Source organism: Pseudoalteromonas sp. DY56-GL22 (assembly GCF_041414715.1).
Classification (GTDB): domain Bacteria; phylum Pseudomonadota; class Gammaproteobacteria; order Enterobacterales; family Alteromonadaceae; genus Pseudoalteromonas; species Pseudoalteromonas simplex.
Map to the genome: position 1 here is coordinate 29108 of NZ_JANHZR010000003.1, position 23647 is coordinate 52754.

General features: G+C 41.6%; 21 protein-coding genes. 7 read left to right on the forward strand and 14 right to left on the reverse strand.

All coding sequences use genetic code 11. The features are described 5' to 3' along the window. Positions 1 to 2: 2 nt before the first annotated feature. The 3 genes from NO991_RS08055 to ribA form a co-directional block, all read right to left on the reverse strand. The gene (locus NO991_RS08055) at positions 3 to 455 is read right to left on the reverse strand and encodes a regulatory protein RecX (RefSeq protein WP_054551279.1); all 453 of its coding nucleotides are present in this window, start codon (positions 453 to 455) and stop codon (positions 3 to 5) included. Continuing rightward, on the reverse strand, positions 455 to 1249 hold the full coding sequence (locus NO991_RS08060; protein WP_166339830.1) for a BPSS1780 family membrane protein: 795 nt from the start codon (positions 1247 to 1249) through the stop codon (positions 455 to 457). The genes NO991_RS08055 and NO991_RS08060 overlap by 1 nt, the downstream gene beginning before the upstream one ends. Before the next feature lie 78 nt (positions 1250 to 1327). Next, positions 1328 to 1954, reverse strand: a complete 627-nt coding sequence (gene ribA, locus NO991_RS08065; protein ID WP_054551277.1) for a GTP cyclohydrolase II — start codon at positions 1952 to 1954, stop codon at positions 1328 to 1330. A 456-nt stretch (positions 1955 to 2410) separates the two neighbouring features. Between ribA and NO991_RS08070 the strand changes: the two genes are divergently transcribed. After that, on the forward strand, positions 2411 to 3484 hold the full coding sequence (locus tag NO991_RS08070; RefSeq protein WP_300360470.1) for an energy transducer TonB: 1074 nt from the start codon (positions 2411 to 2413) through the stop codon (positions 3482 to 3484). A gap of 25 nt (positions 3485 to 3509) precedes the next feature. On the opposite strand, the gene NO991_RS08075 is transcribed toward NO991_RS08070, so the two are convergent. The 3 genes from NO991_RS08075 to NO991_RS08085 all read right to left on the reverse strand — a co-directional run bounded on the left by NO991_RS08075 (position 3510) and on the right by NO991_RS08085 (position 5092). Further along, entirely contained in the window at positions 3510 to 3959 is a 450-nt protein-coding gene (locus NO991_RS08075; RefSeq protein ID WP_300360469.1) for a low molecular weight protein-tyrosine-phosphatase, read from the reverse strand. Between the two features lie 39 nt (positions 3960 to 3998). After that, positions 3999 to 4520, reverse strand: a complete 522-nt coding sequence (locus tag NO991_RS08080) for a hypothetical protein (protein ID WP_300360468.1) — start codon at positions 4518 to 4520, stop codon at positions 3999 to 4001. Positions 4521 to 4585: 65 nt separating this feature from the next. Continuing rightward, positions 4586 to 5092 (reverse strand): DUF3087 domain-containing protein, encoded by a 507-nt coding sequence (locus NO991_RS08085; RefSeq protein WP_054551273.1) that lies wholly within the window; start codon positions 5090 to 5092, stop codon positions 4586 to 4588. Between the two features lie 106 nt (positions 5093 to 5198). On the opposite strand from NO991_RS08085, the gene NO991_RS08090 reads away from it, so the two are divergent. Genes NO991_RS08090 through NO991_RS08100 form a run of 3 tightly spaced genes read left to right on the forward strand, consistent with a single transcriptional unit; the run spans position 5199 to position 6993 of the window. Next, entirely contained in the window at positions 5199 to 5846 is a 648-nt protein-coding gene (locus NO991_RS08090; protein ID WP_054551272.1) for an energy transducer TonB, read from the forward strand. Between the two features lie 6 nt (positions 5847 to 5852). Next, the gene (locus NO991_RS08095; RefSeq protein WP_194441758.1) at positions 5853 to 6404 is read left to right on the forward strand and encodes an RNA polymerase sigma factor; all 552 of its coding nucleotides are present in this window, start codon (positions 5853 to 5855) and stop codon (positions 6402 to 6404) included. Next, the gene (locus NO991_RS08100) at positions 6394 to 6993 is read left to right on the forward strand and encodes a hypothetical protein (protein ID WP_294412410.1); all 600 of its coding nucleotides are present in this window, start codon (positions 6394 to 6396) and stop codon (positions 6991 to 6993) included. Before NO991_RS08095 ends, NO991_RS08100 begins: the two co-directional genes overlap by 11 nt. Positions 6994 to 7389: 396 nt before the next feature. Here NO991_RS08100 and NO991_RS08105 read toward each other — a convergent pair whose 3' ends face one another. Next, on the reverse strand, positions 7390 to 8136 hold the full coding sequence (locus NO991_RS08105; protein ID WP_371351930.1) for a hypothetical protein: 747 nt from the start codon (positions 8134 to 8136) through the stop codon (positions 7390 to 7392). A 300-nt stretch (positions 8137 to 8436) separates the two neighbouring features. On the opposite strand from NO991_RS08105, the gene NO991_RS08110 reads away from it, so the two are divergent. After that, entirely contained in the window at positions 8437 to 9573 is a 1137-nt protein-coding gene (locus NO991_RS08110) for a PQQ-dependent sugar dehydrogenase (protein ID WP_166338078.1), read from the forward strand. Positions 9574 to 9878: 305 nt separating this feature from the next. Here the strand turns inward: NO991_RS08110 and NO991_RS08115 are convergent, their stop codons facing one another. Both NO991_RS08115 and pbp4b read right to left on the reverse strand, forming a co-directional pair. Further along, on the reverse strand, positions 9879 to 11255 hold the full coding sequence (locus NO991_RS08115; RefSeq protein WP_054551265.1) for a Na+/H+ antiporter NhaC family protein: 1377 nt from the start codon (positions 11253 to 11255) through the stop codon (positions 9879 to 9881). Positions 11256 to 11349: 94 nt separating this feature from the next. Next, positions 11350 to 13797: a penicillin binding protein PBP4B gene (gene pbp4b / locus NO991_RS08120; RefSeq protein ID WP_300360026.1), complete on the reverse strand. Its 2448-nt coding sequence runs from the start codon at positions 13795 to 13797 to the stop codon at positions 11350 to 11352. 336 nt (positions 13798 to 14133) lie between these two features. Here pbp4b and NO991_RS08125 point away from each other — a divergent pair, with 336 nt between their 5' ends. Then, entirely contained in the window at positions 14134 to 14979 is an 846-nt protein-coding gene (locus NO991_RS08125; RefSeq protein WP_054551264.1) for a MurR/RpiR family transcriptional regulator, read from the forward strand. A 378-nt stretch (positions 14980 to 15357) separates the two neighbouring features. Next, on the forward strand, positions 15358 to 18399 hold the full coding sequence (locus NO991_RS08130) for a carboxypeptidase regulatory-like domain-containing protein (protein WP_371351931.1): 3042 nt from the start codon (positions 15358 to 15360) through the stop codon (positions 18397 to 18399). Between the two features lie 67 nt (positions 18400 to 18466). Here NO991_RS08130 and NO991_RS08135 read toward each other — a convergent pair whose 3' ends face one another. The 5 genes from NO991_RS08135 to NO991_RS08155 form a co-directional block, all read right to left on the reverse strand. Continuing rightward, positions 18467 to 18895 (reverse strand): energy transducer TonB, encoded by a 429-nt coding sequence (locus tag NO991_RS08135; protein ID WP_300360022.1) that lies wholly within the window; start codon positions 18893 to 18895, stop codon positions 18467 to 18469. 105 nt (positions 18896 to 19000) lie between these two features. Then, the gene (locus NO991_RS08140) at positions 19001 to 20179 is read right to left on the reverse strand and encodes a DUF1343 domain-containing protein (RefSeq protein WP_300360020.1); all 1179 of its coding nucleotides are present in this window, start codon (positions 20177 to 20179) and stop codon (positions 19001 to 19003) included. Then, positions 20179 to 21114 carry an N-acetylmuramic acid 6-phosphate etherase gene (gene murQ / locus NO991_RS08145; protein ID WP_054551260.1) on the reverse strand — a complete coding sequence of 312 codons (936 nt, stop codon included), beginning with the start codon at positions 21112 to 21114 and terminating at the stop codon, positions 20179 to 20181. The genes NO991_RS08140 and murQ overlap by 1 nt, the downstream gene beginning before the upstream one ends. Then, the gene (locus NO991_RS08150; protein ID WP_138601984.1) at positions 21104 to 22015 is read right to left on the reverse strand and encodes a BadF/BadG/BcrA/BcrD ATPase family protein; all 912 of its coding nucleotides are present in this window, start codon (positions 22013 to 22015) and stop codon (positions 21104 to 21106) included. Before NO991_RS08150 ends, murQ begins: the two co-directional genes overlap by 11 nt. Beyond that, positions 22016 to 23584, reverse strand: coding sequence for a sodium:solute symporter (locus NO991_RS08155; RefSeq protein WP_199530068.1), 1569 nt, complete (start codon positions 23582 to 23584; stop codon positions 22016 to 22018). It lies immediately after the preceding gene. Between the last annotated feature and the right edge of the window lie 63 nt (positions 23585 to 23647).

Here is a 23647-nt window from a genome sequence, read left to right on the forward strand (position 1 = left end):
GTTTATTGCTGTGCTTGCATTGCAAAATCAATTTGTTCGTAATTAAAGCCTCGATACATCAAGTAGCGTACACGTTTCGCTCTTTCTTTCTGGTCGAGTTCTTTACCTGAATTTGAAAACTTCTTTAAATATGCGTCCTTTGCGAGTTCGAACCAATCGACTTCGAACTCCTCGAGCGTCTTGTCTAATAGTGCTCGGTCTATCCCTTTTGCCATTGCTTCGCTCTGAATGCGTTTTACACCATGATACTTAGCTAAATGGCGGCGTACAAACCCTTCGCAATAGCGCTGTTCGTTAATAAAGTTGTGTGATTCACACCAATCTAACAAGCGCTCTGTAAACTCAGGTGTCGCCTCTTTTTGCTGTAACTTTCGCGTTAAATCCCGACGCGAATAATCTTGTCGGGACAATAACCAAAGTACGTAATTCTTTAACTTTTGTTCTTTATCATCCATTACGCGTCAAAGCGTCCTGATTGTGACTGTGCTTCAGGTGCTTTTGTTTGGTCATCACCTTTTGGCACAACTGGCATAAAAATGGCCTGAAAAGACACGAAGAAGCTAATGTAACAAATTGGCATTAAAACCAATAGTGGAATAAACGATAAAGGAATACAGATCACCATTAAAACAGCGCAAATTAGGCCATAAACACCAAGTGGCGCCATATTATGGTAAAACACCATGAATGAGGTTTTTAAAACCTGAAACATATTGCTTTGCTTTTGAAAATAAACCAAAGGCACTGCATAGGCAAAAGCAGTTAAATACACACAGATCGCCAATAGAAATACCGCAACTTGCCCCATTGAAATGGTTGCTAATAAATCGGCAATATGTGTTTGGTTTTGTGGGTCGAAAGTTTGACTCGAAATAACTGCGTAGGCATCTGCAAAAATGAAATTAGACAGTAAGGCTAATAAAATACCTGCCGCCATCTGATACACAGCCACACGCACTAAACCTATACGGTTTCCTTTATTACTAAATGGCTTAAAAATATCAGCTTGGCTGATAGTCCCGCCTTGCTGCTTAGTTAACACAGCTTGATAAAAACCTGCCATCAAAAATGGCGTCACAAACGCACCAACAACTTGCAGTAAAGGTAGCAGCAATGCTAAAAAGCTAATTATCACGATTAGCAGATGCATTAAAATAAAAGTCAAAGGTTGCAGCTTAAAGATTTCCCATCCAGCTTTAAACCATTTAACGCCCGCATCAGCTTTAAAAATACGTACTTCGATCGACATAGTTTCTCATTCAATAACGACAAAACGCACCGAGTATAACTGGGTGCGCCGCTTGTTTATAGTCACCTGTAGTGAAATTTACTCAGGCTTTTTAATTTTTTTAATATCAAGCATGTGCGAGCCATGTTTGATTTTCGTTTCAAGGTAAGCTCGGTTACCTACCACACCCGCTTTAATGTGCGCATGAGTGCCAACCACTGAATCAACTTCAATACCCGCATCACGCAGTGCTTTGAGCTTATTTGGGTTGTTAGTCATTAACTTAACATGCTTTTGATTGAGTGCTTCGAGCATTAATACCGCGTCTGAAAAATCACGTAAATCATCAGCAAAACCCAAATGGTTATTTGCTTCGTACGTATTCATACCTTGCGACTGTAATACGTAAGCATCAATCTTATTGTATAAGCCAATACCACGGCCTTCTTGGCGTAAATACAGTAAAATACCACCTTGCTGGTGCATCATCTCGATACACTCATTTAATTGCTCACCACAATCACAACGTGAAGAGTGAAATACATCGCCCGTTAAACACTCTGAATGCATTCGAATTAAAGGAACATCTTGCTCTGTGTCGGCTTGATTAAACACTAAAGCAACATGTTCTTGGCCATCATTTAAGCCACTAAAAGATACGATTTCTGCAGGGATATCACTGTTTTTGCCAACATTCAGCTGGACTCTTGCTCTTACTTGCGCCACGACAAATCCAAATTAAAAAATAAATGCGATACTGCAAATGTGATTACAACAGCTTGAGGTTGTAAGGATGCAACATACGACGAGTGATAACTAATATTGAGGCAGTTACCAGCAATTCAAGTATTATACACTCAAACCACCCCAAGATACGAGCTTTGCGCCTCGCTTTAGTGGCGCTCATCAAACACTTGAAAACTCGCCGTCATACAGCTACCTAATTGAATTGTAATGCGTTTTAAAAAATCACATTCAAAATATTCGAAAAAATAGATTAGTTTAATCTCGATAAACAGTCAGACCTTGTTCAAATTGTTAATAAAAACATACTATGTATCTTAATATTCAACAGTGACACAGCGAGTGTAACTTGCTACCTTGCACCTAATGATGATAATGATTATCATCAACTAGTATTAATTCCCTTCTCTATCTCAGGGCAAAATAATAAGGAATATTATGAAAAAGAGCTCGCTTGCCTTATGCATAGCACTTTTATTTAGCCAGCAAAGCATGGCTAATGAAATGACCACCCAAGAGTTTAACGACACCTACCGCGCTTATGTCGCCGCTGTAAAAAATCAGCAAGACAGTAGTGAGCTTGCAAAAAAAGCGTTTGAACTAGGCAAAAAAGTTTATGGCGAAAGCGCCGACAACACTGCGAACCTTGCTATTAACTATGCAAACAGCCTAGATAAAAGCGAGCAAGAGCAACGCTTTGAGTTATATCGTACAGCCTACGAAATACTAGAACAAAATCACGGTAAACTCAGTGCACAAGTGTATGACTCATTAATCGGCATGGCAGAATCAACACCTTCAGCTAAGCGTGCAGATACGTATTTAGATGATGTCATTGCCATTGCTGAAAAACAAAACTCCGCCAAGCTTGTTGCAGATGCAAAAATGACCGCCGCTCGTATCCTTGCATATAAAGGCACTGGTGAGCGCTATTACACTGCAAAGAAATATCTTGAAGAAGCCGATGATTACTATCAAGAGAATTTACCCAATAACGCTGTCGATCGTATTAGCGCTGACTTTTTAGTTGCCGCATTTGCAGAAAATCAACGTAAATACAGCACCGCCATTGAGCGTTTAAATCACGTGGTAAGCGTATTTGATCAAGAGCTAGACTTTGATCATCAAACCGAATTAAACGCCCATTCAAAGCTAGTTCATTTATACGAAAAAACAGGTAAAAGCGACGAAGCAACTAAACATTGCTTAGCGATTGCGAAAATGGTGCCGTGGAAAGAAAGCCAAGAACAAGAGCCGTTATATCGCGTACATCCTAAATATCCAAAATCAAAAGTTCAACGTATGGAAGATGGCAGTGTCGTAATGGAGTTTGAAGTAACCCCGTCAGGCTTTGTAGACAACATTACTGTGGTTGGCTCTGAGGGTGGCTCTGCATTTGAAAGAGAAGCTGTTAAAGCAGTAAAACAGTGGCGTTATGCCCCTAAGTTTGAAAATGGGCAAGCTATTGCTGCGACTTCTCGGGTGCAATTAGATTTTAAAATCAACAACTAAATAACAGGGTCGCAGTGCGACCCTATCATATCTTGTTAAGTAGTTTATCTGCTGCGTTCTCAATTAAATCGAGTACTTTTTCGAAGCCTTGATCGCCACCATAGTAGGGATCAGGGATCTCGTTTTCCCCTGCGTCACCATGACTTAAAAATAGCGACAGCTTATATTGTAAGTGCTCTGGACACTGGGCTTTTAAATCAGCAAGATTTTGCTTGTCGGCTGCGAGGATTAAATCAAACTCATAAAAATCAGCTTGAGTCACAGGTCGCGAATAAATTCCTTTAAAACTATAGCCGCGCTTTTCGGCTGCTGCTTTTGAGCGAGGATCTGGTGGATTACCTTGGTGATAACCAATGGTGCCAGCAGAATCAACTTTGACATTAATACCTAATGACTTTGCTCGACTACGAAGCACCGCTTCAGCTGTGGGTGAGCGGCAAATATTGCCTAAGCAAACAATCAAAATCTTCTTCATTAAAATGAACCACCTTTATTATTTGCTTCAAAAAATTGCTTAAAACTCATAACTCAAGTTGATACCACCATCAACACGTTTATCATCATCGCTTGAGGCTTCACCGTATCCTAATTCAAACCTCAATCGCCAACCGTCTTGGTTTAAGCCACTGAAATTATAGCTGTAACTAAGCCCAATACCATTAGTGGTTTCTTCATCAAACGCTTCAGCGAGAGCACAACCAATTGCGTTGGCAAATGCTGCTGTAAGTTCATCGCTATTTTGAGATTCATCGCACTGAGTATCTACTTCTCTGTTTCCTAATGCGCCAACCAGCAAGCCGATTGCATGTTTATTATTATCACTTATAGCTTGCTCAAAACCCACAGCAAATCCATCATCAAGGCCTATCTTATAATTGCCATACCAACGCTGGCTTAAGTCAGCACTTGCAACAGATACTTCAGGTATTACAAAGTACGGATAGCCACCACCAATCGAAAAACTAATATCATTAGCGCTAGCAAAAGTGGGGCCTAGTAGCAGCAACGAGACAACTGTATGTGTTATTTTTTTCATTGTTCACAATCTTTAAAATTTTGACGGAACAAAAAATAAAGCAAAATAGGTACAAAGACAACTTTTTAGTATTGATTTAGTATCTTTTCGTCATACTTATCAACATCTAAAGTTAAATTGTACTGCTGCGCAACACTATCAAGCTCAGCCTGCTTAATTGCCAACTCATCCATGGTAATAGTGTTGTCATCAAGCTGCCATAACAAACGTGACCCCGCATAACTGTATTGAATTGCTAATAAAGCATCGGCATTGCCCTCACGCCCTGCTGCTTTTAACTTTGGCATTTTACGGGTGATTTTATTCAGCGCTTTTTTAAGCTCCCACACATAGACAATTTCAGTCATGTAATCATGATTGCGGTACTTATTAAGCACAAAGCCCACCAGCAAACTACACACAACAACCCCTAATAGGTTCCAATGAAAATGGCTACCGCTTGGATCAGGAAATAACGCAATTAATGTTTGTGAAATGGCTAAACTGCCAACGGCTAAAGCAATTACACAAGCAATAATTACTTGGTTTAAATGTTTACGGTAACGGGCTTTATCTATTTGAATAAGTTTCATAACAACCTAAAAAACTTGTGAAAAATAAAAAGTGAAAAAAATTTCACCCCTTTTTTATTTGCCAGCCGTTTTAGCTATGAAAGCAATTATCCAAAGAGGAACGGCTATGCATACTTTACCACTAAACTCAGCAAGCTTGAATAACAGCAATGCTGCTTTAAAGACAACCGCAGCAATTATTGGTGGTGGTGTCATGACCTTTGCAGCATTTGCATTTATGCAGTACTTAATTTCTGCTGAGCAAAGAGCCGATGTAAAAACAGGCCCAGACATCACAGTTGAAATTTATGAAGTACCGGAAGACTCAAAAGTACAAGTAAAGCAAACACTGCCGCCACCGCCAGTAGCAAAAATGCCACCAAAAGTGCCACCGCGGCCAACCATTGATACGACCGAAACAGTTGTGGTGGCTGATTTAACACCAACAATGACATTCGATAACATTGGCGACACACTGAGCAAAACTATTAATCAACCAACAGGAGATGCAACGCCAATTGTACGTATTAACCCTAAGTACCCTCCGGTAGCAGCTCGCGACGGCATTGAAGGTTGGGTGCAAATTAGCTTTAGTATTTCACCGACTGGTGAAGTGATTGATCCTGTTATTATTGATGCTGAGCCTAAACGGGTATTTGACCGTGAAGCAATTCGCGCGATTAAACGTTGGAAATATCGCCCTAAAGTTGTTGAAGGTGTGGCACAATTGCAAACAAACCAAAGCGTTCAACTTGATTTTAAAATAGATGGATAACTGCCTATGCTAATGAGCATCAAGACATGGTTATTTGACAAGCCAAACACAGATTGTTTGGCGCAGTATGCCAAAACGGGCGACAACCGTTACCTTAACCAACTCGTTGCTCAATACGGGAATGATCTTTATCACTATCTAGTTACACAAAGTGATAAAGATCTTGCCCTTGATATATGCCAGCAAACCTGGTTAAAAGTTATTGATAAACGCGACTTTTACAATGATCAGAACAACCCAAAAGCGTGGCTTTTTCGATTAGCTCGTAATTTATTAATTGATGAATTTCGTAAGCAGCAAAAATTCGTTGAATTAGAAGACAACCAACTATTTACCGAATCTCAGGATGCAAGTTATCACTACGACTATGAAGCCTTTGATAAAGCACTTATGGCGCTTAGCTTTGTACAACGTGAAGCGCTGACCTTACAACAAGAAGGCTTTAGTCTCGATGATATTGTAGCTATCACACAAAGTAACCCAGAGACCATTAAAACTCGGCTGCGATATGCCCGTCAAAACCTGAAACAACAACTAGGAGGCCATCATGAAGCGTAACGACGAGCAACTCGATGCTGATTTAAAAGCACATTTTCAAAAACGTAAGGCAGAGCACAGCTTAAGCAGCGACGAGCTTTCACACATGCAAAAGCCACAGTCGGCAACGCCAAGACCACAACGCTTTTTAGGCCTACAAATGACCGGTGTTTTTGCTGCTTTAGCGATTCTTGGCTTTGTCATGCTGCAATACAACAACCGTGAATTAACTGATGTTTACGCCGTGGATTTATCTGATTATCAATGGCTTGAGGTACACGAACTTGACGCCAAAGGCAGCTATGTGAGTAATCTTAAACAACAAAAACAAAACCTAGATGCGAACTACCAACAAGCATTAGCCAATCACCAAGCCCGCACCAGCTTCACCGGCCGTCTAGTCAGTGTTGATAACGACTGGTATATCGCCGACTGCGAGCAAAATGTCATAGTACAAATTAAACAATCACTCCTTGAAGAGCTGCAAAAACACGGCACCCTAGATACACATATTCACCAAGGTGACCTACTCGCCCTAGACCAAAACAAGCAAGGCCAAATCATCGCACTCAAACAGCTAACTCACGAGGCGAAAAAGTGTACGAGTTAGCGAGCTCGTAGGTTGGGTAGAGCGTAGCGAAACCCAACACACTCAGAGCAGTCAGATTTAAAAAAGTTAGCGAGCTACAAGGGGAAAGAGTAAAGGAGTACTGTAGGCGTGAAATTTATTTCGCGCGATTCTCTCAATTTATGCGGCTGTAAGTCGGGCTTTAGCCCGCCACGTATGAGTGATAAAACATGTTTCGCCATAAATGACGACCTACGTGACGTTGGTTAGAACGGAGTGAAAACCAACACACTCAGAGCTTTCAGCTATCAGATTTAAAACAACCTAGCGAGTTACAAGAGTAAAGTCGCAAGTTTTTAGGTAGCAGCTGGTTTACCCCGCGTAGTTAGTCTTCAGATGTCAGATCATTCTTCTGACATCTGATCCCTAATATCAATCTCACTCCCCTACCTTCGGCAACATGCTTTTACTAATCACTTCAAATGTATCTAAGTCTACCAGCATAGAGTAAACTTCATCGTTGTTAATAAATACAACGAATAAATTGCCCTCAGCGTTGAGGTTAGACTCTATAATGCGGTTGTAACCTGAAATAACTTCGCTGTAGTTTGAGCCATCAATCTTGCTTAGCGCGAAGGTGCGCTTATCTTTGCCATCGAGCAGTTTGTCGTTGTTGGTATCGTTTTTGATAACTTCGTAAGAAACGGCCTTAGGAGCATTGGCTTTTTGCTCATTGTAAACTCGAGTATCAAACTCTTCGTAATGGCTTAATGCACCAAACTCTATGATCAACTGATCCGTTGTTTTAAATAGCCACTTGGCGTGATTGGTTTTGTCATTAAGAAACAAAATGTTCTTTGAGCGCGTAGGTCTGTATTTATAACCACCGCTAAAATTATTGTAAACTGTTACATCAGCTTTCACCTCGATATCCAGTTTTTCTGATTCCAACGGGATAAAGTAAAAATCACTCCCCTCGACCTTACGGGGGTAACCCAGTTTCCACTTTTCTTGCTGCTTTTCATCTTCAGCTAAGTTTAGTGTTTGTTGCTGAACATGGTTATCGGACTTTAGTAAGTAAGCAACAAAATTATACCCTATTGCTGCAGCTCCAATGATTAAGCCCATAAGTAAAATTAGGCCGTTAACATTCCACACCCATTTAAAAAACTTTTCTGACTTCATACGACTGGTTAAATCCTTTTAAGAATAAGAACTCGCTAAGCTAGCAGATTTAAAACAAGTTAGCGAGCTACAAGGGGGAAAGAGTAAAGGAGTACCGTAGGCGTGAAACTTATTTCGCGCGATGGTTCAACGAGCCATCAGCTTTCAAACTGACGGCTGACAGCTGACAGCTGACAGCTAATACTCCACTCTTTACCTCGCTTTTCCTACCAATAATCGCACATTGCTCTAATGTTAATAACAATTTAATGCTGAACCAGCTAGGCTAGTAACATCGTGTTTAAATATTATGGAGTTACCATGAAAAGGTCTTTGTTTAACAGTTTAATCATTACCTCAATTAGCTTGTCGAGCTTGCAAGCGTGTGCTCAGCCGGAGCAAAAGATCCCTCTGGATGCTAGCGCTAATGACTACAAACTAGAATTAGTAAGTGAAGGAATTCAAATTCCGTGGGGTATGGCTTGGCTTAACGAGCGTGACTTACTCGTTACCGACAGACGTGGCGAGCTTAGATTAATTCGTGATGGCAAACTCGTTGAGCAAATAGTTAAAGGCACACCTAAAGTACATGATGAAGGTCAAGGGGGCTTATTAGACATAGAGCTTGATCCGAACTTTGCCGACAATGGCTGGATTTACTTTTCGTACTCGGGCTATGAAGGCGATGGTGAGGGTTATAACACCTCGATTATGCGCGCCCGCTTTAAAGATATGGCTCTTATCGATCAGCAATTATTGTTTGATGGCGAGCCAAATATTGAAACAACAAAACACTATGGTTCGCGTATTGAGTTCGACAAACAAGGTTACTTGTACTTCTCTATTGGCGACCGTGGCAAAAGAGACGTTCACCCACAAAGCCTTGACTATGATGCTGGCAAAATTCACCGTATCAATAGCGATGGCTCTATCCCTAAATCAAACCCGTTTTATAACCATAAAACAACTCACAAAAGTATTTATTCATATGGACACCGTAACCCTCAAGGTATGGCGATGCACCCAGAAACTGGGGTTATATGGAGTCATGAACATGGCCCCCGTGGCGGCGATGAAATCAACATAGTTAAAGCAGGTGCTAACTATGGTTGGCCTGAGATCACTTATGGGATCAACTACATTGGTACAAAAATTACTGACGAAACCAGTCGCGAGGGAATGGAACAACCTGATTGGTATTGGGTGCCTTCCATTGCCCCTTCTGGAATGGAATTTATCACCAGCGATAAATACCCTCAGTGGCAAGGTCAAATTGCCGTAGGTTCGATGAAGTTTGGTCATCTTGTGTTAGTGAAACTTGATGGTGACAAAGTAACAGGCCACAGCAAGGTTTTTGAAGGTGTAGGTCGCGTGCGCAGCCTTGCCACTCACCCTAATGGTGATTTATACCTTGGTGTTGATGGTGTCGGTGTTTATAAGGTTGTACCTAAATCGTAGGTTGGATAGAGCGAAGCGAAACCCAACACCTCAGAGCTATCAGCTTTCAGCCGTCAGCTATCAAATTTAAAACGAGTTAGCGAGTTACAAGGGGAAAGAGTAAAGGAATACCGTAGGCGTGAATTTTATTTCGCGCGATGGTTCAACGAGCCATCAGCTTTCAAACTGACGGCTGACGGCTGACGGCTGACGGCTGACGGCTGACGGCTATCAAACTTGAACATACGACTTACGTTACAAGCAATAAAAAACCACAGACTCCTCTGTGGTTTTTTTACTTATAACTTAAGGCTTAAAGCTATTACTTATAAAACAATTATGCTCGTCACTAGGTAAGCAATAAAAGTTAGCGCACCGCCGAATAAGGCATATGGCATTTGGGTTTTTACGTGAGTTAATAAATCACACCCTGATGCAATGGCCGATACCGCGCTGGTATCTGAAATTGGCGAGCAGTGATCGCCAAACACACCACCACCTAGAATAGCAGCAATGACCAATGAAGGTGGTAAACCTAATGCTTGAATGAGCGGTACACCAATTGGAATAAGTATTGCAAATGTGCCCCACGAGGTACCTGTGGTAAATGAAATTACTGCACCCGTTAAAAACAGCACTGGCACAACCAAGTAAATAGGTAAGAAATCACCGACTAGCCCGGCTACAAACACACCCGTACCTAAGTCTTTTAAGCTTGCACCTAAAGTGAGTGAAAGTAATACAATAGACACTAATGGCAGTAACTCACCCATTCCTTTAAAGCCAATATCAACCAGCTTATGATGCGTAAATTCACGCGAGCTAATCATTAAAAAGTAAGCCACAACACAAGCTAAAATAGTTGCATACAGCACTGATTTAGAGCCGCTGCCGCTGGCAATATCGCCATCGCCAGTCCAGAACATAAAGCCAACCATGCTACCAATTAAAGTGATAAGTGGCACAAGCATGTAACGCGCTTTTGAGCCTTTGACTTCTTCTGTTAGTTCGGTTTCTTGTTGTTCAAAATTTTCTTCTGCTTGCTTTAATGGGCCATGTACCTTGTCGAAAGTAATCGTATAAAACACGATAAGTAGCGCGATAATGGCATAGAAGTTATAACCAATACTGCCCCATAATACCGATACAGCTGACTCTTCCATTTCGTAGTTGCCAAGCAAGCCCAACACATAAGCGCCCCAACCATTTAGCAAGATTAAGATACACACAGGTGCACTAGTACTATCGATAATGTAAGCAAGGCGCGCTCGGCTCATTTTAAATTTATCAAACAAACCACGCGATAAAATCCCCGAGGTTAATACACTTAAGTTCGATTCAATGAACACCGCAATACCTGAGAACATGGTTAAGTAACCCACTTGGCGCTTACTTTTTGCAACCCCTTTGTTCATCAGTAAATTAACCGTCGCAGCCACACCGCCAGATTCACGAATGTAGGCAAGTAAAGCACCGATTAGAACACTAAAAATAAGGATACGGCTATTACCAGGGGAGCTGGCAACTTCAATGACTCGCTCTATGGTATTGATAAAGGTGAAAAACAAGGTATTACCTTCACCATTCAGAGCAAGTAAAAACTCAGACGACGCAACAGCGACTAATAACGCCATGATCACTTCTTTGCGCCAAAACACAATTAAGATAGCAATCAAGGGTGGTAAAATTGAATACCAAGACATAAAAACCCTTTTAAATTAAGAACAACATTTTATTTTTATTATGCGAAAACTTGCTAAGCTTAATGGCTTTGCCACCAAACTCAACTTAATTCGACTAGTGATTTAATATACTCTCATAAATCAGTGAGATAATAGAGCCATACTTACCTGTTTCGAAACGCTTGCCGACAAACTGGTAATTTTCTTGCGACCCTTCAATAGGGGTATGACGCGCATTGGTTAGTAGTACAATAGCAAGGTCGTATTCGGGGTCAATAACGGTTACAGTGCCTGTCCAGCCCGTATGACCAAAAGCCCGCGGGCTAGCATAAGGGCCAAAATGCCATTTGCGCGCTTGATGCCCAGCGCGTCGCCACCCTAACCCATAGGTCTCATCGCTTGCTTGGGAGTTTGTGAATTGCTCAAGTACTTGTGGCGTAAAAATTTGTTTGTTGTCGTAACCGCCACCATTGAGTAACACCTGCATAAGTACGGACAAGTCACCAGCGGTACTAAATAGCCCCGCATGCCCCGCTACACCACCTAAAGCATAAAAGGCTTTTTCATCATGTACTTCACCTTGCAGTACATTGGTTCGAATGTTTTCAAACTCAATGCGACCACCTCGGGTGTTGCCGTTAATCTCAGTAGCGGCAATCTGTGAAGCTAAAAAGCCTTTTTGCAATGGATTATAAACCGTATGTGTTAAACCAAGCGGCTGATAAACTTGGCTCTCAACATAGGTATCGAGCGCCATACCGCTGATACGCTCAACTAATACACCAAGCAACATATAATCGATATCAGAATATAGGTGTTTTACGTTACGACCAGCCACAAAAGGCACGCCTGTTAATAACAGGTTTTTAGTACGTAGGCTGTTTTGAGAAAAAAAGCGCTCACCAAATTTATTGTCTTTACGATGAAAATCAACCACGGCTGGGTAACCCGCACTATGGGTGAGTAAATCTTTTACTAAACGCTGTTCACGGCCGCTGCCCCTAAATTCTGGTAGGTAATAGAACAGCGGTTTTTCTACGTCGAGTTTTCCTTCGCTGGCAAGCTTCATCAGCGCAAAGTTAGTGGCAAACATTTTTGAATTTGAAGCTATATCAAACAAGGTATCGTTTTGCATGGCTTGTGGGCTTGCAAGCTCACTGCCATCAGTATGGTACTTTTTAGCCGCGCCATAATGGCTTAGTTTGATCAACTTGCCATCTTTAATAACGGCAAGTACTGCACCCGGAAAGCCCTCTTTAATCTCTTGATTAATTAACTCATCAACGGCACTAAAACGCTTTTGACTGTTGTTTGTATCAAGCGTTGGGTAAGGAAAACGTAAGGTTAAGCTTGCCCCTTCAGGCAACACATTCTCTACCTTATAAGTGTTAATGCCATCGCGGGTGCGTTTAGCTAAACTGTATTGATATATTTTTTCGGCTGTTAATGGTGAGGCAATATTAATTTTTTCACCATTAATGAAAATATCAGCACTGGTTGCATCTTGATTTTCTATGATGATTTCACCGCGGCCTTTATAGGCTATAAAAGTGCCTCGGTCGTTCACTAGCGCGCGGCTACTCGGATCAAGCGCCGGAATACGCGCTACAACTTGTGCATTGGCCAATGTTTTTGGCGCAGGCTCAACCGCTTGCTGTTGCTGCTGATATTCTTGGAATAACCGCTCAAGCTTTTTAGGAAAGTATTTATCTAATAACGCAAATAGCACTGCGGCACTTCTTGCATCACTATTGCCACTGACATGCCAAGGCAAAAAGTGCATTTGAAAAGCACTTAGGGCATCGAGCGTTTGCGAATCAAGCTGACCCGTTGCAATCACCTCATAGCCGTAACTGCGCAATGCTTTTTGCATTAACTCAACAGAAGGTTTTGATGCGCTAAATAGCTGCCAATACTTATCAACGGTGTTGCTGTCATACCACGCACCGATACCTGCTTTATACAGTTGATACCAAGGAAAACGCGGACCTGGGTCGTTCTTACGGCTTGGAGCAATATCAGAATGGCCAATAACTTGAGTTGGGCCGATATCTGGGTTACGAGCAAGAATATCTTTGCTTAGCTTGATTAGTAGCTCTATTTGCTTAGCGTCGTAGTCAGGAAAAATACATAACTTGCTGGCGTCGTTTTCCATTGCAAGCTTTGTTTGCTCAGGAATATGACAGCTTGGTACATTCACTATTTCAATACCAATAGAATGATCGTTTAAATCTTCTCGGCCTTGCCAAAAGCTGCGTCCGGCGTGCCATGCTCTATCTTTTTCATCAACTAGCTGAATAATTTCTAAATCATCTTTTGGGTAACTAGGATCGCCTGATTCGGGTAATAAATAATGTGAACTCAATCCCCCTTCATCCACGAGCGCACGCATTGATTTTTCGTAATCAATAGCGGTGTAATGCATCACTAAGAACTTAACACGATGGCTGTAATTAGCTGATTGTGTGTAGGTATATGGATTACTGGCACAGCTTACTAATAATGCCGCACTACTGAGATAACACAGCTGTTTAAGTAATGTTTTCAAAGGGGTAAAACTCATAACAGATTCATACCTGATGATTTAAGCATTGACGATTCTCAGCAATACAGTAGCAACACCCACTTAACATGTAAAATATTTTATTTCACATTTAAAGAATAAAAAGCATACATTATCGCTAAGTTACTAAAAATAGGGCTTTCTCAATAATTAGTGTTGTATCTATTATGGAATAAAACTATATTATTCCATCTAAATTAAGAAAAATATTCCAAACTTAGGTCTGCTAAAACAAAAATAAGTCGTCGTGTTAAGCAAACAATGCGCCCAAGCCCTGTGTTTATAATAGAACCATGCTTTGCGTTTTGACTAAGTTAAGCAAACAAAGTGAGCCCTATGTCTACTTTTGTAAAAATTAAAGCCTTACGCCAATCTCTATCGAGCAGCGAAGCTAAGCTTGCTGACTTTACGTTAAATTCAGCGAATGCGATTCGTAATTTATCATCGGTTGAACTAGCAAAAGTGGTTGGTGTAAGCCAATCTAGTGTGGTGAAATTTTCGCAAAAGTTAGGTTATAAAGGCTTCCCTGCTTTTAAACTTGCAGTAATTGATGCCCTTAACGATGAAACGAGCGAACCTAAACTACATGGCAAGATCACCCTTAATGACTCGCTAGAGCAAATCGCCGAAAAACTATTAAGCAGTAAATTGGCGGTATTAACGGAAACAAAAAACCTCAACGAAGCGCCTGCCGTCGAAAAAGCGGTAGAGCTATTAAAATCAGCAAAACGTATTCTGATTTGTGGTTTAGGTGGCTCAGCGCTGGTTGCAAAAGATTTTTCTTATAAATTACAAAAACTCGGTATGCCTGCAATTGCAGAGCCAGATGGGCATGCACAACTTGCGTATGTTGCGACCTTTTCGAAAGGTGATTTGGTCATCGCGATTAGTGAATCAGGTATGACTCGCGAAATTGCCGAAGTTGTTAAGCAAGCCAAGAAAAATTCAAGCTCGGTGATCTCAGTGACAAAATTTGGCAGTAGCCTTGTTGCCGACTCAGCTGATGTAAAACTTTACTCGGTTGCTGAGGGTGAGTCTGTACGTTTATCGTCAATTTTAGCGCGAACGGCACAAGATTTTGTCATTGATATTTTGTTTATAGCCCTAACGCAATCAAGCCGTCAAGGCCGTAAGTTACTAGAACATTCTAATGAAGTTGTTGGCGAATTTAAGAATAACTAATTTCTTCATTAAAGTTACTTAAATACTAAAAAGCAGCTTAGGCTGCTTTTTTTGTGTCTATTTTATATTTGTAATTAACAATTCATTTTTACCCTCTAAATCATTTACTCGTTTAGCTAAGGTACTGACCAAAAAGTCATAATTTCTTACAAAGTTTTGCTAACACTAAATTAGCCACTCGCTAAGGCTAGTTATTGCTAAGCTTTACCTAAAATCGGTTATATATTTTATTCCTAAAAACACACCTTAAAATAAAAAAATATTCTTGACCACATTCAATAACACCTGTTTAATATATGGGCAACATAATTTTAAAGTTCATAAGTCTCAATTGGGTAAGTAGTCCAGCAAAGCATATAAATATAAGGACGGGAAACAATGAAACAACATGCATCCACACTCGCAATGAGCTATATAGCAAAAGCGACTAGCAATGCACTTCGCGCAAAGAAAACAGCCTTAACCGGTGTTGTTATGGCCGCGGCACTCGCCAGCGCGCCAGCCTTTGCAAATCTAACCGGGGGGATCAAAGGTAAGGTATCATCACCAGAAGCACAGCAGTCACTGGCGGGGATCACCGTTACAGCAAAAAGTAATGTGATGCCAAAACCACGTACTGTTGTTACACGAGAAGACGGCAGCTACGACTTACCACAATTAAAACCGGGTACTTATGAACTGACTTTCACCGATAAAAACGGTGTAACTCAAACCATGACTGTGGATGTTTTACTTGAACAAACTTCGAGCCTAAACGTCACTATGGGTGGTGCTAACGAAAACGTTGAAGTCATCACGGTTACCGGCAGTAAATTATTCCGCCAAGGTAAGTCTGCACTAACTAACTCATTAGGTGAAGAAGCAATCAACAGCGTGCCTGTTGGTCAAGATTATCGTGACCTATTAAAACTTGTACCGGGTGTTGAGCTTTCGGCAAATACAATTTTAGGTCCGTCAGCGGGTGGTTCTGGGGTTGATAACTCTTATGGATTTGACGGTGTAAATGTTTCAATGCCAATGTTTGGTAACTTAGCATCAGAGCCATCAACTCACGACGTTGCTTACGTTACTATGGACCGCGGTGGTGCAAAAGCGGTTGGTTTTAACCGCTCAGGCGGCTTCTCAATTAACACTGTATCAAAATCAGGTACTGACGAGTTTCACGGCAATGTAGAATACAAAGTACAACCAAAAAGCTTTGTTGCAACACCTGTTGGTGAAGAAAGCTATGAGCTCGATAAAAGCTGGTTAACAGCAAGTTTAGGCGGCCCACTTATTGAGGATACCTTATATTTCTATACCTCTTATTATCGCCCAGAAGAAACTCGCTCGAATAAAGATACTGCCTATGGTGGCGTTAAAGAATATGAAAGTGTCCGCGATGAATACTTTGGTAAATTAACTTGGGCACCCACTGACGATATTTTAATTAATATTTCACAACGTACATCCGACAAAGAAGTTAAAGGTGATTCAATTGGCGCTTACGAAACTGACAGTGTATCTGTCGGTAGTAAAGCTGACCAAGATATTTTTACTTTAGATGGCTCTTGGATTTTAGGCTCTGCAACCACTCTATCATTCCAATACAGTAAGTTTGAATTAGAAACAGGTTCGAAACCAGATACAGAGTTGAGTGTCGTACCTTCATTAAATAGTCAGCTTGATGTTAACAACCTTACTCAGATGGGTTACTTCTCGGTACCAAGCCTTAGAGACTATGATCCTGAAGAAGGCTTCACTGAAGAACAAATTGCTATTTACAATGCTGGAGCTACCGGATTAATTAATACCTACGGTTACACGGAAGATGGAGTGTTAAAAGGCGGTGGTGGAGTTGGCGCTTATTCACAATATGACAATATTAACTTCTATCGTGATTCGTTTGAAATTAGCTTAGAGCATGAATTTGACTGGGGTGACACATACCACACGCTTCATTTTGGTGCTAAGTGGGAAGAAAGTGAAGAGCAACTTACCCGATTATCAAATGGCTGGGGACGCATCTCTTACCTTGGCGGTTTAGTCGATGCTGATGCAGACACTGAAGGCTTTGACCCTGCCGATGCCATTTATCGCGCACATGTACAACAAATGAGTCTGGCAACCGAAGATGGAAGCACAGTCTCAGGTATCGATTCTGAAATGCGCAGCCTCAATTTCGAAATAAACGATACTATTGAGCATGGTAACTGGACTTATAATATCGGTTTACTTGTGAGCCAAGATACTTGGTACGGACAAGGCTTAAAAGCGAAGTCAGGAACCGTTTCAGGTTATGAGTTGGCTCCAGGAAATAAGTACGAAATGTATAAAACAGATTGGAGTGATATGCTTCAACCTCGTTTAGGTGCAACCTGGACATACTCTGGCGAAGATTCAGTATTTGCGAACTTTGCTATTTATAACCCTGAAGCAAGCTCTTTGGCTCGTGCAGCTTCATGGGATCGTAATACTCGCGCTGAAATTGAATTACTACTTGATGAATCAGGTAATATTCTTTCTGCATCACCTCGACGCGGCTCGTCAGGTAAAGCATTCCAAGAAGGCATGAAGCCTCGTCGAATTAATGAGTTCACGCTTGGTACCACTAAATACGTGGGTTCTGATTTAGTATTACGTGCTCACGTACGTCACCGTAAAGGTATGCATTTTTGGGAAGATATGCCAAACACTGCACGCTTAACTGACTACTCTGGCGTTGATGCTGATGGCGTACCGCAACATATTGCAGATAAAGGTTTATATGTAGATAACCTAGATGAAATCCGCGATGAAATTGGTGGTTCTTCTTATGTGATTGCTGAAGTCGATGGCGGTGAAACCAAATATTGGGAAGCCAGCATCGAAGCTGAATACTTAGGTGAAAACAGCTACATCAATGCTTCATATGTTTGGAGCCATTACTACGGTAATTTCGACCAAGACAATACCACAACAAGTAATGATGCAAATAACTTTATTGGCTCATCATACTATGGTGATGGGCGCGGTCGTTACTCATGGGATAACCGATACGGGACTCTTTCCGGTGATAAGCCACATAAAGTTAAAGTGTATGGTTACTACACTGTGCCGTGGGAAGCAAACATTGGTGCTTACTTTGTATTCCAATCTGGTCAAGCTTGGGAAAACTGGGATGGTACTATGTATGGTTATCCAACCAGCCATGTTAGCCGCTATGCCGAGCCTGCAGGTTCTCGAAGAACAGCAAGTCACTGGCAACTTGACTTAAACTACACCCAAGACTTTAAGTTCTCAGGTGATATGGAATTACAATTCCGCGCAGATATATTTAATGTCTTTAACCGCCAAACAGGTTACAACAAAAACCCATATGTACTTGATGAAAACTATGGTGAATCACGCAGTTACTATAACCCGCGTAGTTTGCAGCTTTCAGTTAACTTCAAGTTCTAAGTTAATCAATCCTGTTGGGGCCGCTATTGCGGCCCTTTTTTATGCCTCAAAAAATAAAAGACAAAGCTTAAATTGTACAAAATGCTTTTGCAGCATCTATATTAGCCGCTTCTTTCATGAAGTAGTCTAGCTGCACCGTTCGGGTTATCGCTCGCGACTCGCTGTTACTTTTACTTGCCTGCCACAGCCAATGTTTAAGTGACTCTAGCGACACATCGACAAACAGCCCTTCAGGGAAGCTCTCCACAAAACGGATATCGGTGGTATTACCTTGTTTATCAATAGTAATAATAAAGCGCGCACAGCCTGTCTGCTTAGATATTAAAGCAGCTTGAGGGTAGTTGGGCTTTGTTGCATGTTTAAGTGTCCACAGCTGCTCTGCTGCGTTTTTATCATCACGAAGGTCGAGCAAATCGGTTGAGTTACTTGTTGCACTGTTTGGGAGTTGTGAGCAGCCAGTGAGTAAAGAAAATGCAGCAATTAAATGAACTTTCATGGTATATCCTTATAAATCAAGTCCCTGAATATACCACAATTAATTTTTAGAAATATAAAAAAACGAGGCAAGCGCCTCGTTGTTATTGCTCTAGTTATCTAATTATTATTGATACAGCAAATATGGCGTTCGCTTGCGTTTAAAAGCACTTAAATCGGCTTGCCAGTTTTTCTTGATTTGCTGCTCAGTTTGGCCTGCTTCAATGGCTAAGCGCAATTTATCAGTACCTGCAAGTTTATCCATAAAATCAGCGCGTTCAAAAAACGTTTGCTCATTCGCAGTTAGCTTTTGATAAGCCGAAATAAACAAGCTTAAATCTAGGCCATGAATATCAGCATCTCGTAAGTCTTGACCAAATACTTCAACCCCTTTGAATTTAGGGTGCATTGAAGCGCCTTTAATTGCCCTTGGGGTAAAACTAAATTCGCCGAGTTTAACTGGCGAGTAACCGACAACTTGAAACGGAAAATCAGTGCCACGGCCAATAGTTACAGGCGTTGCTTCAAAGAAACACAATGATGGATAAAGCGCAATTGATTGAGCATTCGGTAAGTTAGGGCTTGGCTTTATTGGTAGCTCATAGACCATAGTACGGTCATAGTTTGTAACAGGCACGACACTTAGCTCAAGCTTATCTGCGTCATTTATCCAGCCTTCGCCTTTGATCATTTGAGCAAGTTCAGCCACTGTCATACCGTGTAGAACAGGAATTTCGTGCATGCCAACAAATGAGCGAAATTGTGGGTCAAGAATAGGCCCATCAACATAGGCAATATTCGGATTAGGTCTATCGAGTACCACAACCTGTTTACCATTTTCAGCGGCAGCTTCCATTACGTAATGCATTGAGCTGATGTAAGTATAAAAACGCACACCAACATCTTGAATATCAAAAATAATGACATCTAGATCTGCAAGCATCTCAGGGCTTGGCTTTTTATTACTGCCATAAATCGACACAACATCAATGCCGGTTTTAGCATCTACTGTGCTTTTAACGTGAGCACCGGCGTCATGATCGCCGCGAAAACCATGCTCTGGGGCAAATATTTTGCCGATCACTACGCCATTATCAAGTAATGCATCAACCAAATGTTGACCATTCACCACTGACGTTTGATTAACTACCAAGCCAACACGTTTACCTTCTAATGCAGGAACATAAGCTTGAAAATTGGCTGCGCCCACCTGTAAAGGCTGTACATTTTTAGGCGCTTGTACGGGTGTTTCTTGGCAACCTAAAAGCGCAAAACAACTAAGAACTAAAATAACTAATAAACGCATTATTCTTCAACCGCCTTACGTAAAAAGCCACCTGCTTTTGACAATAACTGTTTTGCTTCAGGAGCTGGTTTTCCGGTCAACACAATTAAAATAGCCAGTTTTGCGCTTTGCCCTGCTTGCTTTAATGCATCAACGGCTTGCTGCTGCGAACACTCTGTTGCTTGCATCACAATACGAATAGCACGAGCATGTAGCTTTTCGTTACTGGCATTTACATCAACCATCAGGTTTTTATAGACTTTACCTGTGCGGATCATGCTGGCTGTACTTAGCATATTCAACACCAGTTTCTGTGCAGTGCCCGATTTCATACGTGTAGAACCAGTCACAGCTTCTGCACCAACTACAGGGCAAATACCAATTTGTGGTAAACGCATCACAGCTGAGTCTGGGTTACAAGTAACACCCACAGTGACACAACCTAACGATTTAGCGTATTCAATTGCCGAGCAAACATAGGGGGTACGGCCACTGGCAGCTATGCCAACCACGACATCTTTACTGTTTAAACTCACATTTTTTAAATCTTCAACAGCAAGTGTTGTACTATCCTCAGCGCCTTCTACGGCTTTTTTAACCGCGGTGTCACCACCTGCAATAATACCGAGGACTTGCTGATCGCTAACGCTATAGGTAGGCGCACATTCAACTGCATCCAAAATACCTAAGCGACCACTGGTGCCAGCGCCAATGTAGATTAACCTGCCACCTTGTTGAAATGCGTCAACCACATGATCGACAGCTTCACTAATTTGTGGGATCACTTGTTTCACGGCACCCGCTACTTTGTGATCTTCATTATTGATCTTAGTGAGGATCTCAGTGGAGCTGAGCAGATCGATATCCAAAGTGTCTGGGTTTTGCCCTTCGGAGACAATACCGTTTAACTCTTCGAGTAACTCACGTTGTTGCTTAAAGACGTGCTCAGGGCTCATTGGGTTGTCCTTTTTCAATAATGTCATGGTAATGCTTTGCCGCTAAAATGGCGGCACCAGTTAATGAATCTCCTTTACAAGGAGATAATTCGTTTTGTAAGGCTCGTGGCAATAATGGTTGGCTGACTTTCGCTAAACCACCAATTAAAATCACCGGTAACGGCGAGTTACCTCGGCTTTTATTTATTAACCTAACCACCGATTGGGTATGCTCTGTTAATACCGTTTTTGCCGCCTCACAGTCGTTTTGTAAGCTAAACACTAATGGGCTAAATGCTGCATAATCCGCAGGTTTTGCTTGTTTAAGCCAACTACTAATTGTTTGACGAGTGCATCCTAGCTGCTCACTCAAACGAACCGTTAATCGACTTTTTGGTAAATCATAAATATCTATATCGTTTAATAATTGCTGCACTGCCATCAGCCCGATTCGGGCACCACCGCCAAAATCATCAACGGAAAAGCCCCAACCGCTCACCAACTTTGTTTGCTTTTGGGCGTTTAATCGTGCACCGACAGCACCGGTGCCAAGGGCAATAACCACACATGGGTCACCAAGATTAGCACCATATAATGACGTAATTGCATCGCTGGTAATTTGCAAACTGGCAAATTCTATTTCGTAAACTAGCTTGAGCATCACTGTTAATTGTTCAGCAAGACTCTGCGATGAGCCACCAGCAACACCCATAACGGTGACAATTTCACTTGGCTTTGCGCCACTTTGCTGGCAAACATCACGGGTCACTTTAACAATGTTTTCTAACGCTAAATCAAGATCATTCGAAATTGATGCCGAACCCGCTTGGGCACGGAAAGTCGCACCACTTGCCTGCTCTTTTAGCTCAGCTAACACTTTGGTGCCGCCGCCATCGATGGCTAAAATATAGCGTAAGGCCATTTATGCGCTCTTCTCGTGTGCCGCTTTACCTAGGCAACATACAAGTGTTGCGAGCAATGTACCTATGCATAGCTGCCAAGTAAATCCTAAGTAAAAGCGCATTGACTCAGGTAGTAGCCAGTCAATCATGTAGGGCTGCATTAATAAGGTCACCATAAAGCCCGCTATTAGCGCCGCTAACACTGAACCTTCACTACCTCGTTTGGTGAACAAGGTAGTAAAATACACACCTAACAAACCGCTGTACGAGAACACCATGACACTTAGCGCAAATTTTAATAATGGCATATCACTGTATTGCTGCCAGAAATAGCAAAGAATAGCCATAAGCGCTAAAGCAAGGCTTACTAAAGCCATGCCTACACGACCCGCTTTTACAAAGTGATGGTCATTTACTTGTTTATTGTGTTTTTCCAAGTAAGGGCGATAGATATCTTGTACGATGACTGAAGACATCGAACTAAGCCCAGAGTTCAAAGTAGAAATAGCGGCAGCAATAATACCCACGCTGACTAAACCTTTAACCCCGGCTGGTACTTCGTTTAATACGTAGTACATAAAGATAGTAATTTTTTCGCCATTAAATTCTTGTACGACCGTTTGCCCAGCTTCGCTATTCATTAGTGCAGGTTGCTGATAAACAATATACAGCAGCAAACCAATAAAGATAAAAATAGCCATAACTGGGATCACCATCACCACCGATAGTAATAACGCTTTACTGCCTTCTTTTGGACTTTTACAGGTTAATAAGCGCTGCGTCATATCTTGGTCTAAACCAAATGCAGCGATGTTTAATAGCACAAACCCCGTTAACACAGAGGCCATGTTAAACACACCTGACGGGCCAAAATCTAAATCAAATTTAAACAGCGCAAGTTTTGAATCTGCACCAGGACTTGGCTCATTCAGCGTTGCAATAATGGTTGAGAAATCAGCCGGAATAACACTCAACAAGCACCAAATAACCGCAATAGCCGCACTGACATAAACGATACTTTGCAGTACATCAGAATAAATAACGCTGCGAATGCCACCCAAAAAGGTATAAAGCAGACCCGCAAGCGCCAATACTAAAGTCGCGATGACCACACTATCGGCATCGATATTGCCATACAGAATCATCGCCACAGCAATCGCTGCCATGTATAAGCGGGCGCCACTGGCAAACACACGACCAAATAAATACATCATGCCGCTACGGCGCTTGGCCTTTGGCCCGATACGTTTTTCAAGCAGTTCATATACAGTGAACACTTTTTGCTGGTAGAACTTCGGAATTAAAAATGCCGATACTATGAAGGCCGCAATAAAGGCACCGATATTAGTCGCAATATAAGAAAAATCACCTTGATAGCCTTGATCAGGCCCGCCAATAAACGTTGCCGCTGATTGCGAAGTCGCTAAAACAGAAATAGCCACCATCCACGTTGGCATGCTATTTCCGCCTAGAAAAAAATCTTGGCTTGAGTTAGCGCGTTTGCGATTAAACCACCAGCCACTTAGCAATAAAATTGCACCGTAACTTGCGAATACTAGCCAATCGAGAAAAGCGTAATTTGCACTCATTTATTATCCTAACCCAAACCTTGATGGAATATATTATTCCATCATTATGACAAAATTAAAATA

What these genes read in the sequence shown, in the direction of transcription:
- NO991_RS08055 (WP_054551279.1), bottom strand. Translation starts at nt 455, where the DNA reads ATGGATGATAAAGAACAAAAGTTAAAGAATTACGTACTTTGGTTATTG.
- NO991_RS08060 (WP_166339830.1), bottom strand. Translation starts at nt 1,249, where the DNA reads ATGTCGATCGAAGTACGTATTTTTAAAGCTGATGCGGGCGTTAAATGG.
- NO991_RS08070 (WP_300360470.1), top strand. Translation starts at nt 2,411, where the DNA reads ATGAAAAAGAGCTCGCTTGCCTTATGCATAGCACTTTTATTTAGCCAG.
- NO991_RS08075 (WP_300360469.1), bottom strand. Translation starts at nt 3,959, where the DNA reads ATGAAGAAGATTTTGATTGTTTGCTTAGGCAATATTTGCCGCTCACCC.
- NO991_RS08080 (WP_300360468.1), bottom strand. Translation starts at nt 4,520, where the DNA reads ATGAAAAAAATAACACATACAGTTGTCTCGTTGCTGCTACTAGGCCCC.
- NO991_RS08085 (WP_054551273.1), bottom strand. Translation starts at nt 5,092, where the DNA reads ATGAAACTTATTCAAATAGATAAAGCCCGTTACCGTAAACATTTAAAC.
- NO991_RS08090 (WP_054551272.1), top strand. Translation starts at nt 5,199, where the DNA reads ATGCATACTTTACCACTAAACTCAGCAAGCTTGAATAACAGCAATGCT.
- NO991_RS08095 (WP_194441758.1), top strand. Translation starts at nt 5,853, where the DNA reads ATGCTAATGAGCATCAAGACATGGTTATTTGACAAGCCAAACACAGAT.
- NO991_RS08100 (WP_294412410.1), top strand. Translation starts at nt 6,394, where the DNA reads ATGAAGCGTAACGACGAGCAACTCGATGCTGATTTAAAAGCACATTTT.
- NO991_RS08105 (WP_371351930.1), bottom strand. Translation starts at nt 8,136, where the DNA reads ATGAAGTCAGAAAAGTTTTTTAAATGGGTGTGGAATGTTAACGGCCTA.
- NO991_RS08110 (WP_166338078.1), top strand. Translation starts at nt 8,437, where the DNA reads ATGAAAAGGTCTTTGTTTAACAGTTTAATCATTACCTCAATTAGCTTG.
- NO991_RS08115 (WP_054551265.1), bottom strand. Translation starts at nt 11,255, where the DNA reads ATGTCTTGGTATTCAATTTTACCACCCTTGATTGCTATCTTAATTGTG.
- pbp4b (WP_300360026.1), bottom strand. Translation starts at nt 13,797, where the DNA reads ATGAGTTTTACCCCTTTGAAAACATTACTTAAACAGCTGTGTTATCTC.
- NO991_RS08125 (WP_054551264.1), top strand. Translation starts at nt 14,134, where the DNA reads ATGTCTACTTTTGTAAAAATTAAAGCCTTACGCCAATCTCTATCGAGC.
- NO991_RS08130 (WP_371351931.1), top strand. Translation starts at nt 15,358, where the DNA reads ATGAAACAACATGCATCCACACTCGCAATGAGCTATATAGCAAAAGCG.
- NO991_RS08135 (WP_300360022.1), bottom strand. Translation starts at nt 18,895, where the DNA reads ATGAAAGTTCATTTAATTGCTGCATTTTCTTTACTCACTGGCTGCTCA.
- NO991_RS08140 (WP_300360020.1), bottom strand. Translation starts at nt 20,179, where the DNA reads ATGCGTTTATTAGTTATTTTAGTTCTTAGTTGTTTTGCGCTTTTAGGT.
- murQ (WP_054551260.1), bottom strand. Translation starts at nt 21,114, where the DNA reads ATGAGCCCTGAGCACGTCTTTAAGCAACAACGTGAGTTACTCGAAGAG.
- NO991_RS08150 (WP_138601984.1), bottom strand. Translation starts at nt 22,015, where the DNA reads ATGGCCTTACGCTATATTTTAGCCATCGATGGCGGCGGCACCAAAGTG.
- NO991_RS08155 (WP_199530068.1), bottom strand. Translation starts at nt 23,584, where the DNA reads ATGAGTGCAAATTACGCTTTTCTCGATTGGCTAGTATTCGCAAGTTAC.